The organism is Arthrobacter sp. DNA4 (genome assembly GCF_024362385.1).
GTDB lineage: Bacteria > Actinomycetota > Actinomycetes > Actinomycetales > Micrococcaceae > Arthrobacter.
Window position 1 is genome coordinate 4,024,698 of record NZ_CP101466.1, and the last position, 12,291, is coordinate 4,036,988.

Sequence of the window (12,291 nt, forward strand, 5' to 3'; positions counted from 1 at the left end):
GCGGAAGCCTTGCCCGAGGGTAGGCGCCGGACTATCCGGCATCCGCATAGCCGTCACCATGGATGCCAGCATGACCCCAAGGATTGCGACCAGCATGAAGCTTGCCGAATTCAACAGCGCGGATGCCGCCGCCGCCCAAGCCATCCTCCGGCCCTGCATCGACGTCAGCCGCTGGGTGGAGGCGGTGGCCGGAGCCCGGCCCTACGCGGACCGCGACGAGCTCCTGGCGTTTGCCACCGAGGCCGCCAGCCCCTTCACCCCGGCCGAGGTGGAAGCCGCCATGGCCCACCACCCCAGGATCGGGGAACGCCCGACGGCGGCCAGCACCGAGGCGTCCATGTCCCGTTCCGAGCAGGCCGGGGTGGACCCGGCGGATACTGCTGTCGCCGACTCCCTGGCACGCGGGAACCGGGAATACGAGGAGAAGTTCGGCCGCGTCTTCCTGATCCGGGCGGCCGGACGCAGCGCGCAGGACATCCTGGCAGCGCTGGACCAGCGGCTCACCAACTCTCCCGAAGAAGAAGACAGCATCGTGGCCCAGCAGTTGCGCGAAATCGCCGTACTGCGGCTCGAAGGAGTGATCAGCGAATGAGTGTTTCCCATGTGACCACCCACATCCTTGACACCGGCGCCGGGCGCCCGGCGGCGGGTGTCGCCGTCGTCCTTTCGAAGAACGACGCCGGCACCTGGCGTGAGCTGGCGACCTCCAGCACCGACGCTGATGGCCGGGCCAAGGACTTGGGGCCGGAGCAGCTGGAACCCGGCCACTACAAATTGAACTTCGCCACGGGCGCCTACTACGCGGGCTTGCAGACGCGGACGTTCTTCCCGGAAGTGGACCTGGTCTTCGAAGTCACCGGCCCCGAGCACTACCACGTGCCCCTGCTCCTGAGCCCGTTCGCGTACTCCACCTACCGCGGCAGCTAGCGGGCCCGCACGGGCTTCCGCGGCCCGGCTGGCCTGCCGCAATGTCACGGCCGTCACATTAACCGGCATAGGATCAGGAAGTATGGCTTCGAATAAGGAAACTGAATCCGATACCGATGCGGAAGGCGGACAGTCCGGCGGCGTGCAGTCCGTGGAGCGGGCCCTGACCGTCCTGGAGATCCTGGCACGGGAGGGACATGCGGGCGTGAGCGAAATAGCCGAGGAAATGGGGATCCACAAGTCCACCGTGTCCCGGCTGATGGGCTCGCTGGTCACCCGTGAGATGGTCCATCAAAACAGTGAACGCGGCAAGTACCAGCTCGGTTTCGGGATCCTTCGCCTGGCCAGCTCCATTCCGGGCCGCCTGAGCCTGGTCCGCGAGGCAAGGCCAGTCCTGGAGAGCCTGGCGGAAGAGTTCAAGGAAACCGTCAACCTGGCTGTCCTGCGCTCCAACTACGCCGTGAACGTGGACCAGGCGATGGGCCCCTCCACCCTGGCCACCTACGACTGGGTGGGAAGCCTGACCCCGCTGCACGCCACCTCCAGCGGCAAGGTCCTCCTGGCGGCGTTGGAGGCGGACGACCGGGACCGAATCCTGAAGGAGACGGGCCTGACTGCCCGCACCGCCCGCACCATTACCTCCCGCAAGGAGCTGGACGCACAGCTGCTTGAGGTAGTGGCCAAGGGGTACGCAGTGGTGCGGGAGGAGTTCGAGATCGGCCTGAATGCCGTGGCAGTGCCCGTCTACAACCACCAAGGCGTCGTGATCGGGGCCCTCAGCATTTCCGGGCCGGCATTCCGGTTCGACCCGGAGAAGATCCCGGGCCTGCTGGAAACCCTCAAGGACGCAGGACTCAAAGTCAGCGCCAACATGGGTTACACACGGCACTGAAAGCCCCAGAGTCAACACGTCAATGACCCCGGATCCGTTGGGACCTGGGGTCATTGCCCTTTTAACGGCGACGAGCCCCTCTTCTTAACGGCGGTAAGCCCCTCTCCGCCCGCCTGAAGAATCCCGTTTCGCCGCGCCTGGTGCCCTTGACTTTGAAAGTGACGTACAGCACTCTTGTTGCTTAGCGCGAACTCTGTTGATCTTTGCGGAACACCTCCCCCATGGGGCTTAAGGCCCTGACCCCGCTGGCGACCGGCCAGGCGGCAATCCCTCCGCGGATTGCGCTGCCCACAGCCAGCACTAAACGCAAGCCCATGGACTAGCCAAAGGACCCGCTTTCATGGCCATTAACAGTGACCTGAGCTCCGCCAAGCCAAAAGTGCCGCCTTCAGGGGACACTCCCCCCGAGCCGCTGGACACCTATCAGGAGGAAGCGGCAACGGCCCTTCCCACAGTCAACGAACATGAGCAGATCCTGGAGGAACTGCGGCAGAGCAACAGGGAACAGGCCGTCTCCCAGCGCCGCAACCGAAAGCTGACGCTGGACAAGGCGACGTTCGGCATCACCGGCGCCATCGCACTGGCGTTCGTGGCATGGGGATTCCTCGACAAGGACGGCCTGGCCACCACTTCCAAGGACGCCCTCGACCGGGTCATGGAGTACACGGGCTGGCTCTTCATGGTCCTCGCCTCCCTGTTCGTCGTCTTCGTCCTCTGGCTGGCCCTGGGCAAGTTCGGCAATATTCCGCTGGGCAAGGACGGCGAGAAACCCGAGTTCCGCACGGTGTCATGGATCGCCATGATGTTCGCCGCCGGAATGGGCATCGGCCTGATGTTCTATGGGGTGGCCGAGCCGCTGTACCACTTCGTCTCTCCCCCGCCCGGAACCGTTGACGGCCGGACCCCCGCAGCCATCCAGACGGCCATGGCCACCTCGATCTTCCACTGGACCCTGCACCCGTGGGCCATGTACGCCGTGGTGGGCATTGCCATGGCCTACGGCACCTACCGGCTGGGCCGCAGGCAACTGATTTCCGCCGCCTTCACCTCCCTGTTCGGCATCAGGACCGTAGAGGGGCCGGTGGGCAAGGTCATCAACATCCTGGCCATCTTCGCCACCCTGTTCGGCACCGCCGCCTCACTGGGCCTCGGCGCCCTGCAGATCGGCAGCGGCTTCACCTCCAACGGCTGGACAGGCGAGATCGGAACACCTGTGCTCGTGGGCATCGTGGCGATCCTGACAGCGTGCTTCATCGCGTCCGCCGTGTCCGGCATCAGCCGCGGAATACAGTGGCTGTCCAACGTCAACATGGTCCTTGCGGTGGTCCTCGCCCTCATCGTGTTCGTGGCGGGCCCCACTCTTTTCATCCTTAACCTCATTCCCTCGGCGGTCGGCGACTACTTGCGCGATCTGGCCGAAATGTCCTCCCGTACTGAGGCCGTAGGCGACGAGGCACTCCGGACCTGGATGTCCGGCTGGACCATCTTCTACTGGGCCTGGTGGATTTCCTGGACGCCGTTCGTTGGCATGTTCATCGCCCGGATCAGCCGGGGCCGGACCATCCGGCAGTTCGTCACCGGCGTACTGCTGGTCCCCAGCATTGTCAGTGTCATCTGGTTCGGCATCTTCGGCGGCGCCGCCTTCCATATCCAGCAGGAAGCGGACAAAGCCGGCACGCCTGGCCTGATGACCGTCACTGACGGCAAAGCAACCATCGATTTTGACGGCGCCCTGTTCAACCTTGTGAAGAACCTCCCCCTGCCCCCGTGGATGATTGCGGCCGTGATCGTCCTGGCCATGGTCCTGGTGGCAATCTTCTTCATCACCGGCGCCGACTCCGCCTCCCTGATCATGGCGTCGCTGAGCTCCAACGGCAGTTCCGACCCCAAGCGTGCGCTGGTAATTTTCTGGGGTGCCCTCACCGGTGCCGTGGCCGCCGTCATGCTGTTGGCGGGCGGTGACCAGCCCTCCGAAGCGTTGTCAGGCCTGCAGCGGATCACCATCGTCGCGGCCTTGCCCTTCGTCATCGTCATGCTGTTGCTCTGTTTCGCCATCACCAAGGACCTGCGCAGGGACCCCCTCTCCCTGCGCCGCCGGCTGGCGGACTCCGTGGTGGAACGGGCTATCCGGACCGGCGTCGAGCAGCACCGCGGTGTCCAGTTTGAGCTTGTGACCAAGCATGAATGTGCCGAAGGATGCGCCCAAGGCACAAACTGCACCGGCACGGGTCCGGACGTGGAAGAGCCGGAGCCGGAAAAGGCAGCCATGCGGTAAGCAGTGTGGAACGGATGGAGCCCCGGCGCGGGAAGCGCCGGGGCTCCATGGTTATTGCCTGCGTTGAGAGCTCCAGCTCCCAGCGCCGGGGGCTAAACCCAGATTTGGTAGCCGGATGACTTATCGAAGATGCGCCGGGTGCTGATGCCCTCGGCGGCTATCCAGAGCACTGAGCCGTCCTCCGAGGCCTGGTCCACCACCCCGCTGGCCACGTGCTCCCCATGCAGCCACACTTCTACGCTGCGGCCGGTCAGGCGCGCCCAGTCGGCCCGGAGGCCGAGAACCTTTTTCGACGCGCCGCCGCCCTGGCCATCTTGTTCGCGGTTAAGGTCGGTGGCATCACGGGGGGCTTCAAGGGTTGCTTGGGAATTCACTGGTTACTCCGATCGCCGGCGCCGTCGCCGCTCGAATCCATCGCTGATATTTGATTGATATATCAATCTGGATCCAGTGTATGGTCCACGTCACACTCCGTGTCAACAGGCGCCCGGGGGCGCAAGGCACTAGGCCTTGAAAAGCGCCTCCCGAACCGCACTTTCGAATCCGCTCACGTGGACGCGGGCAAGCTCCGCAGCCCGCTCCTCATCCCCGTCGATGACGGCGCGGAGCAGATCAAGGTGTTCACGAACGTGGTGGGACAGGTCCGGAAGCCGGTCGATGACCATGCACCAGATGCGCGTTGCCAGGTTGTCATAGCGGATCAGGATGTCTTCCAGGTGCGGGTTGGCGGCGGCGGCGTAAATGCCCTGGTGCACCCGGGCATCCAGCTGCAGCGTCTCGGTCACCGTCGCCGAGGACACATCGAACGCCTCAACCTTTTCGAGCGTGGCACGCAGCTCGTCCCGGACCGCGGGGGAAGCCACCCGTGCGGCACGGGCCGCCGCGAGGGGCTCGAGCTGGGCGCGGATCTCCGAAATGAAGGAAAGGTCGGTCACGTCCACCCTGGTAGCAAAGGTGCCCCGGCGCGGGTAGGTCTTCACCAACCGGTCCAGCTCCAGCCGCTTCAGGGCTTCGCGCACCGGAGTCCGGCCCACACCCAGATTCTTGGCCAAGAGCTCGTCATTCAGCAGCTCTCCGGGTTTGATTTCAAGGGTCAGCAACCAGTCGCGGATGCTTTCGTAGGCAACGTCAGCCAGGGACTTCTTCCCCACGATGTCCGCCACCGCTAAAGCTTCGAATGCCATGCTGAGCCCCTTCTTCCCAACCAGAAAAACTATTGACCTCGCCTGTGGACCAGTATACGCTGGCACCCAATCTAATATATCAGTTCGTCGCTTTTGAATATATCTAGAAGGAGCAGGGTATGACCCTCATCGAAGCAGTCCCCGCAACCACCACCCTGCCGGCGCTCAAGGAAGAGCAACCGCAGAAGTTCGTCCTGACCCTGTCCTGCAAGGAGCAGGCAGGAATTGTGCAGGCCGTCACCACGTTCCTGTTCGAGCGCGGCTTCAATATCGACGAGCACCAGCAGTTCGACGACAGCCTGCGCGAGACACTCCACCTGCGCACCGCGTTCTCCGGCTCCCCCAACTACACGCCTGCCATGCTCGAGGAAGAGTTCGCGGGCATCGCCAGCCGGTTCGACATGAAGTTCAGCTTCCACGACCAGACCCCCAAGCGCGTCCTGGTCATGGTGTCCAAGTTCGGCCACTGCCTGAACGACCTCATCTTCCGGTGGCGCGGCGGCAGCCTGGGCGGCGAACTGGTGGCAGTCGTTTCCAACCACGAGACCCACCGTGCGATGGCGGAAGCCGCCGGGCTCCCCTTCATCTACGTCCCCGTCACCCCGGACACCAAGGCCGATGCGGAGCGCCGGCTGCTGGAACTGGTGGATGAGTACGAGGCCGACCTCGTGGTTCTGGCCCGCTACATGCAGGTGCTCTCGGACGACCTTTGCCGGGCACTGGAAGGACGGGCCATCAACATCCACCACTCCTTCCTTCCCGGGTTCAAGGGCGCCCGCCCCTACCACCAGGCCTACGACCGCGGCGTCAAGCTGGTGGGCGCCACCGCCCACTACGTCACGGCAGACCTGGACGAGGGCCCGATCATCGAGCAGGAAGTCATCCGCGTGGACCACACCTATGGCCCGGCGCAACTGTCCACCGTGGGCCAGGACGCCGAGGCGCTGGCCCTCTCCCGCGCCGTCCGCTGGCACTGCCAGCACAGGGTGCTGAAGGACCAGACCAGCACCGTGGTGTTCCGGTAAGCACCCCTCGTCCGCAGACATAACCCGCAAAGCAGCAGGAGAGACCCCCTTGGAATCGTCACCACGCATTGTCATTATCGGAGCCGGCATCGTCGGCACCAACCTCGCGGATGAACTCGTCACCCGGGGCTGGAACAACATCACCGTCCTGGACCAGGGACCCCTCAACATGCCCGGCGGCTCCACCTCGCACGCCCCGGGACTGGTCTTCCAGACCAACCCCTCCAAGTCCATGGCCCTGTTCGCCAAGTACACCGTGGAGAAACTGCTGTCCCTGGCCGAGGACGGCACCAGCTGCTTCAACCAGGTGGGCGGCCTGGAAGTGGCCACCACCGAAACCCGCCTCGCGGACCTGAAGCGCAAACTCGGCTACGCCCAGGCGTGGGGCATCGAGGGCTCCATCCTCACCCCGGCTGAGTGCAAGGAGCTCTACCCGCTCATCAATGACGAGGACATCCTCGGCGGCCTCCACGTTCCCAGCGACGGCCTCGCTTTGGCCGCCCGCGCCGTACAGCTCCTGATCAAGCGCACCGAGGCCGCCGGCGTAAAGTACATCGGCAACACCGAAGTCACCGGTATCGAACAGTTCGGCCGCCGGGTCACCGGCGTCCAGACGCCCGACGGCGTGATCCCGGCAGACATCGTCGTCTCCTGCGCCGGATTCTGGGGCGCCAAGGTCGGCGAGCTGATCGGCATGTCCGTGCCGCTGCTGCCGCTGGCGCACCAGTACGTCAAAACCACCCCGGTCCCGGCGCAGCAGGGCAAGAACGAACTGCCCAACGGCGCTTCGCTGCCCATCCTCCGGCACCAGGACCAGGACCTCTACTACCGCGAGCACGGCGACCGCTACGGCATTGGCTCCTACGCCCACAAGCCCATGCCCGTGGACCTGGACGAACTCGGCAGCTTCAAGCCGAACGAGATCAGCGAGCACAACATGCCGTCCCGGCTGGACTTCACCCTCGAGGACTTCCTCCCCGCCTGGGAGGCCACCAAGCAGATCCTGCCGGCCCTGCGCGAAAGCGAGATCGAGGACGGCTTCAACGGCATCTTCTCCTTCACCCCCGACGGCGGCTCGCTGGTGGGAGAGTCCAAGGAACTCGATGGCTTCTTCGTCGCCGAAGCCGTCTGGGTCACCCACTCGGCGGGCATCGCCCGCGCCGTCGCCGAACTCCTGGTGGACGGCAAGTCCAGCATCGACCTGGGCGACTGCGACATCCACCGCTTCGAGGACGTCCAGCTGACCCCCGAGTACGTCAGCGAAACCTCGCAGCAGAACTTCGTGGAGATTTACGACGTCCTGCACCCGCTCCAGCCCAAGCTCTCCCCCCGCAACCTGCGCGTGTCCCCCTTCCATGCCCGGCACAGGGAACTCGGCGGCTACTTCCTCGAGGGCGCCGGCTGGGAACGGCCCTACTGGTTCGAGGCCAACGCCGACCTGCTCAAGGAAATGCCTGCCGAATGGCAGCCGCCGGCCCGCGACGCCTGGTCAGGCATGTTCAGCTCCCCCATCGCCGCCGCCGAGGCGTGGAAGACCCGTACCGCCGTCGCCATGTACGACATGACGCCCCTGAAGCGCCTCGAAATCTCCGGACCCGGCGCCCTGAAGCTGCTGCAGGAACTGACCACCGCGGAAATGAACAAGAAGCCCGGAGCCGTCACCTACACGCTCCTGCTGGACGAGCAGGGCGGGGTCCGAAGCGACATCACCGTCGCCCGACTGGACGAGCAGACCTTCCAGCTCGGCGCCAACGGCAACATCGACACCGCCTACTTTGATCGGGCAGCCCGGCACCAGACAGCGAGCGGCAGCGCCGAAGACTGGGTCCAGGTCCGCGACACGACCGGTGGCACCTGCTGCATCGGCCTCTGGGGCCCGCTGGCCCGGGAGGTTGTCGGCGCGGTCAGCAGCGATGACTTCTCCAACGACGGCCTGAAGTACTTCCGGTCCAAGAATGTCGTCATCGGTGGCGTCCCCGTTACTGCCATGCGCCTGTCCTACGTCGGTGAGCTGGGCTGGGAACTGTACACCAGCGCTGACAACGGCCAGCGCCTCTGGGATGCGCTCTGGAAGGCCGGCCGGCCGTTCGGCGTCATCGCCGCCGGGCGTGCCGCGTTCAGCTCCCTCCGCTTGGAAAAGGGCTACCGCTCCTGGGGCACGGACATGACCACCGAGCACGACCCTTTCGAGGCCGGCCTCGGCTTCGCAGTGAAGATGGCCAAGGAGAACTTCGTCGGAAAGGCGGCGCTGGAAGGCCGCACCGAGGAGAACTCCGCGCGGCGCCTGCGCTGCCTCACGGTCGACGACGGCCGCAGCCTGGTGCTGGGCAAGGAGCCTGTGTTCTACAAGGACCAGGCGGTTGGCTACGTCACCAGCGCCGCCTACGGCTACACAGTTAAAAAACCGATCGCCTACTCCTACCTGCCCGCAGAAGTCTCCATCGGCGACTCCGTGGAGATTGAGTACTTTGGACGCCGGATCGTCGCCACGGTCACCCAGGACCCGCTGTACGACCCCACCATGACCCGGCTCCGCGGCTAGCACCATGATCAGTTCAGAGACAGTCAGCAGCTACCTCACCCGGCTGGCCGCAAAGCAGCCCACACCAGGCGGTGGCGCTGCAGCGGCCCTGCACGCCGCCCAGGGTGCAGCCCTGGTGGCCATGGTGGCGCGCTACACCACCGGCGCCAAATACGGACAGCATGCACCGCTGGTCCAGCGCATCACGCAGGCCGCCGACGGCCTTGTCACCGAAGCACTGAGCTTGGCTGAAGCAGATGAAGAGGCCTTCCAGGCAGTCATCGACTCCTACAAGCTCCCGTCCGGCACTGATGACCTCAAGGCCGCCCGGGCGGCCGGGATCCAGTCCGCGCTCATCCAGGCGGCACAGACGCCTGCCCGGCTCATCAAGCTGTCGGGCGCAATCGTGGACCTTGCCACCGAACTGTTCGACGTCGCCAACACCAACGTCATCAGTGACGTTGCGGCGGCCGCTGACGCCGCCCGCGCAGCTGCCACCACGGCGCGCGTCAACATCGACATCAACGTCGTGGCGGTCAAAGATACGGAGGCACGCGCACTGCTTGCCCAACAGACAGACGGCATTGAAGAGAAAGTGGTCCTGGCGGCAGATGCCCTCTCGGCCCGCGTGAGGGAAAGGATCCTGGGTTGAGCACCGCAGTACTTTCCGGAAAGCCCTTGGCCGGTTTGATCCAGCAGGAGGTCCAGGACCAGGTCCGCTCGCTTGAACGGGACGGCGTCCGCCCGGTCGTGGCGGTGGTCATGGCGACCGCAGATGAGTCAACGCGCTGGTACGTCCGTTCCATCAAGCGGGCAGCTGAGCGCGCCGGAGTCGGCTGCCGGATCATCGACCTTGGCCATGACGCAACGGAACCGGCACTGGCCAGGGTCCTGCAGGACCTGAGCGCCGAACCGTCCGTGAACGGCATCATCCTGCAAACCCCGCTGCCGGCGGGGGTCCGGACCGACAACCTGGTGGGCCTGATCGCCCCGGAAAAGGACATTGACGGCGCCAATCCGCTGAGCCTGGGACGGCTGGCCGTCGGTCAGCCGGCCTTCGCTCCCGCCACCGCCCGCTCCGTCGTCGAAATCCTGGAACACTACCGGGTTCCCGTAGCGGGCAAGTCCGTGGTGGTGGTGGGCCGGTCCGCCGTTGTGGGCAAGCCGCTGTCCCTCCTCCTGCTGGCACGCGATGCCGCGGTGACGGTCTGCCATTCCAGATCGGGCCCGCTGGAGCGCTACACGAGGGATGCCGACGTCGTGGTGGTCGCAGCCGGGCGCGCCGGGCTGCTGACCGGCAGCCACGTCTCCTCCCGGACCGTCGTGGTCGACGTCGGCACGAACGTCCTTGCCGATGGCTCGCTGGTGGGTGATGTGGACGAAGCCAGCGTCACCGGGACCGCAGCGGGGCTCACCCCCGTTCCCGGCGGCGTCGGCTCCGTGACCACCGCGCTGCTGCTCCTGCACACCGTCGAGGCCGCACGCCGGCAATCGTCCTCCCTGCCGCTGCCTGCCGAAGCCGTGGAGGCCCAGGCCCTGGAAGCGGCGGGCTAGGAAAGGCACAGCGTCAGCAACGGGTGTCCCGTTTTTCGTAAAAGGTGCTTCGGTGGGCCTAAGACCTGGGGAGGTATTCCTCATCGAAGCACCGTTTTCGGAAAACGGGGCCCCGCAGCCGGCATTTGCCGCTGAATCAGCAAGGAGGAGGCCCGGATGCCTGCCAATGGACCGACAGCCACCGTTATTAGGAGTACCGCCGGGACGGGTCCCGCGCCGGGCCCCGCCCCGGAAAGGGGATGCATACCGTGGTCCGAAGCGCGCCATGTCGCCTTCGGCTCAGCCAATCCGCTCCCGCCCGTGGCCGTCCCCCTCACTGAAGCCATTGGGCGGACCCTGAGCCGGGACGTCACCGCACTCCAGGACCTGCCGCACTATGCCTCGTCCGCGATGGACGGCTGGGCCGTGAACGGGCCCGGTCCGTGGCTGCTGGGCGGGTCCGGCCAGCACGGATCCCTGCCCCGTGAAGGCAACAGATTTTTACCCGCAAACAGTGCCGCCGTGATTGCCACCGGCGGCCTCGTACCGCACGGTGCCGATGCCGTCCTGCGGAAGGAAAGCGGCCTGGCCGCACGGGACACCAACGGCAACCACATCCTGACACTCCGCCCCGAGGCAAAGGCCGGCGAGCCGCGCAGCGGCCAGCACATCCGTCCCGCTGGGCAGGAAGCCCGGTCAGGGGACGTACTCTTACCTGCCGGCACTGTCCTTAATCCCGCGCACGTGGCCCTGGCTGCGGCGGCAGGGCACGACGCCGTGCAGATCCGCGCCCGGCCCGCTGTCGCCGTCGTACTCACCGGGGCTGAAGTGGTGACGCAGGGTGTCCCCGCTCCCGGGCAGGTCCGGGACACCTTTGGCCCGCAACTGGGAAGCGTGGTGTCCCTCCTCGGCGGTGTTGCCGGCACCCCGCAGAGGATCGGTGACTCCTTTGGCAGCTGGCTGGATGCCCTGGACAGCCCCGTCCTGCCCGCCGGCGGCACAGATGTCATCATCACCACCGGCGGCACCGGTAAGTCCGGGACAGACCATTTCCGTGCCGCCATCCATGCCCTGGGCGGACAGCTGCTGGTGGACGGCATCGCGATGCGTCCCGGCCATCCGGCCGTGCTCGCCAGGCTTCCCGACGGGCGGTTCGTGATCGGCCTTCCGGGCAATCCCCTGGCAGCCGTGATGGCCCTGCTCACTGTCGGCGCACCCCTGATCGCCTCGCTTGGGGGCGCGCAACTGCCGCCGCTGCAGCTTGTAATGTCCGGCTGCGACCTCGAGGGCGATCCAGGAATGACACGGCTCCTCCCTTGCCGGTTCCTGTCCGGCCTTGCGTTCCCGGTCGGGCACACCGGCCCTGGCATGATGCGCGGGCTTGCCTGGGCCGACGCGGTCATGGCCGTTCCTCCCCAGGGCGCTGACTCGGGGGGACCCGTACCCGTGCTCCCGCTTCCGTGGGCAGCACAACCAAGAACCTCAAGGACACCCGGGGCGGAGGCCGCCATCCCAGCCTGACGCAATGGTTTGCCCTGGTTACCCCCTCACCAGCCGCTGGGTACAACAAACCGGGGCGGTCTCCCTATCCCCATGGGCAGGGCTTTCGGCATGCCCCTGAACACTTAGCAGAAGGGCTTACATACTGCGCCTCTCAAGGGTCACACTCTTGACATTGAGTGTGAGCTAGCGCACGATTTTGTTGCATAAAGCGAACGTTGTTGATCATCACGGAACGCAACTCGCCCGGATGTGCTCCTCCAGTCCCCCGGCTCCACCCGTGATGGCCTTGGGAAACAGACGAACGAATTTCACGATGGCCGATCCGAAAGGGGCCTGACCCCCCCGCATCGGCCGCACAACGTTGTCAGCATCCTTGCGGCAGCGCCAGATCACCAAAGGAAACTGTCTATGACTATCAAAGGTGGCAGCAC

Annotated in this window: 11 protein-coding genes; 9 read left to right on the forward strand and 2 right to left on the reverse strand. The window is 65.7% G+C overall.

Going from position 1 to position 12,291, the window contains the following annotated elements:
• Positions 1 to 94: 94 nt before the first annotated feature.
• From uraD to NMQ03_RS18675, 4 genes are all read left to right on the forward strand, one after another.
• Entirely contained in the window at positions 95 to 592 is a 498-nt protein-coding gene (uraD, locus tag NMQ03_RS18660) for a 2-oxo-4-hydroxy-4-carboxy-5-ureidoimidazoline decarboxylase (protein ID WP_255173431.1), read from the forward strand.
• Positions 589 to 927 carry a hydroxyisourate hydrolase gene (gene uraH, locus NMQ03_RS18665; protein WP_255173432.1) on the forward strand — a complete coding sequence of 113 codons (339 nt, stop codon included), beginning with the start codon at positions 589 to 591 and terminating at the stop codon, positions 925 to 927. The genes uraD and uraH overlap by 4 nt, the downstream gene beginning before the upstream one ends.
• Positions 928 to 1,009: 82 nt before the next feature.
• Positions 1,010 to 1,819 (forward strand): IclR family transcriptional regulator, encoded by an 810-nt coding sequence (locus NMQ03_RS18670; protein ID WP_224023249.1) that lies wholly within the window; start codon positions 1,010 to 1,012, stop codon positions 1,817 to 1,819.
• A gap of 340 nt (positions 1,820 to 2,159) precedes the next feature.
• Positions 2,160 to 4,094 carry a BCCT family transporter gene (locus NMQ03_RS18675; protein ID WP_255173433.1) on the forward strand — a complete coding sequence of 645 codons (1,935 nt, stop codon included), beginning with the start codon at positions 2,160 to 2,162 and terminating at the stop codon, positions 4,092 to 4,094.
• A gap of 92 nt (positions 4,095 to 4,186) precedes the next feature.
• On the opposite strand, the gene NMQ03_RS18680 is transcribed toward NMQ03_RS18675, so the two are convergent.
• Together NMQ03_RS18680 and NMQ03_RS18685 are read right to left on the reverse strand one after the other, a co-directional pair.
• Positions 4,187 to 4,468: a hypothetical protein gene (locus NMQ03_RS18680; RefSeq protein WP_255173434.1), complete on the reverse strand. Its 282-nt coding sequence runs from the start codon at positions 4,466 to 4,468 to the stop codon at positions 4,187 to 4,189.
• Between the two features lie 129 nt (positions 4,469 to 4,597).
• Complete coding sequence (locus NMQ03_RS18685; RefSeq protein WP_255173435.1) at positions 4,598 to 5,278, reverse strand: GntR family transcriptional regulator; 681 nt, start codon at positions 5,276 to 5,278, stop codon at positions 4,598 to 4,600.
• Positions 5,279 to 5,397: 119 nt separating this feature from the next.
• On the opposite strand from NMQ03_RS18685, the gene purU reads away from it, so the two are divergent.
• From purU to NMQ03_RS18710, 5 genes are all read left to right on the forward strand, one after another.
• Positions 5,398 to 6,303 carry a formyltetrahydrofolate deformylase gene (purU, locus tag NMQ03_RS18690; protein ID WP_255173436.1) on the forward strand — a complete coding sequence of 302 codons (906 nt, stop codon included), beginning with the start codon at positions 5,398 to 5,400 and terminating at the stop codon, positions 6,301 to 6,303.
• Positions 6,304 to 6,352: 49 nt separating this feature from the next.
• Positions 6,353 to 8,845, forward strand: coding sequence for an FAD-dependent oxidoreductase (locus NMQ03_RS18695; RefSeq protein WP_255173437.1), 2,493 nt, complete (start codon positions 6,353 to 6,355; stop codon positions 8,843 to 8,845).
• Between the two features lie 4 nt (positions 8,846 to 8,849).
• A complete protein-coding gene (locus NMQ03_RS18700; RefSeq protein ID WP_255173438.1) occupies positions 8,850 to 9,476 on the forward strand; it encodes a cyclodeaminase/cyclohydrolase family protein in 627 nt (208 codons plus the stop codon).
• Positions 9,473 to 10,378, forward strand: coding sequence for a bifunctional 5,10-methylenetetrahydrofolate dehydrogenase/5,10-methenyltetrahydrofolate cyclohydrolase (locus tag NMQ03_RS18705; protein ID WP_255173439.1), 906 nt, complete (start codon positions 9,473 to 9,475; stop codon positions 10,376 to 10,378). The genes NMQ03_RS18700 and NMQ03_RS18705 overlap by 4 nt, the downstream gene beginning before the upstream one ends.
• Positions 10,379 to 10,534: 156 nt before the next feature.
• Complete coding sequence (locus NMQ03_RS18710; protein WP_255173440.1) at positions 10,535 to 11,878, forward strand: molybdopterin molybdotransferase MoeA; 1,344 nt, start codon at positions 10,535 to 10,537, stop codon at positions 11,876 to 11,878.
• The last annotated feature ends 413 nt before the right edge of the window (positions 11,879 to 12,291 follow it).

Excerpts from the sequence above, each read along its gene's own strand:
- NMQ03_RS18685 (WP_255173435.1), bottom strand. The coding sequence starts at position 5,278 with ATGGCATTCGAAGCTTTAGCGGTGGCGGACATCGTGGGGAAGAAGTCC.
- purU (WP_255173436.1), top strand. The coding sequence starts at position 5,398 with ATGACCCTCATCGAAGCAGTCCCCGCAACCACCACCCTGCCGGCGCTC.
- uraD (WP_255173431.1), top strand. The coding sequence starts at position 95 with ATGAAGCTTGCCGAATTCAACAGCGCGGATGCCGCCGCCGCCCAAGCC.
- uraH (WP_255173432.1), top strand. The coding sequence starts at position 589 with ATGAGTGTTTCCCATGTGACCACCCACATCCTTGACACCGGCGCCGGG.
- NMQ03_RS18710 (WP_255173440.1), top strand. The coding sequence starts at position 10,535 with ATGCCTGCCAATGGACCGACAGCCACCGTTATTAGGAGTACCGCCGGG.
- NMQ03_RS18700 (WP_255173438.1), top strand. The coding sequence starts at position 8,850 with ATGATCAGTTCAGAGACAGTCAGCAGCTACCTCACCCGGCTGGCCGCA.
- NMQ03_RS18675 (WP_255173433.1), top strand. The coding sequence starts at position 2,160 with ATGGCCATTAACAGTGACCTGAGCTCCGCCAAGCCAAAAGTGCCGCCT.
- NMQ03_RS18670 (WP_224023249.1), top strand. The coding sequence starts at position 1,010 with ATGGCTTCGAATAAGGAAACTGAATCCGATACCGATGCGGAAGGCGGA.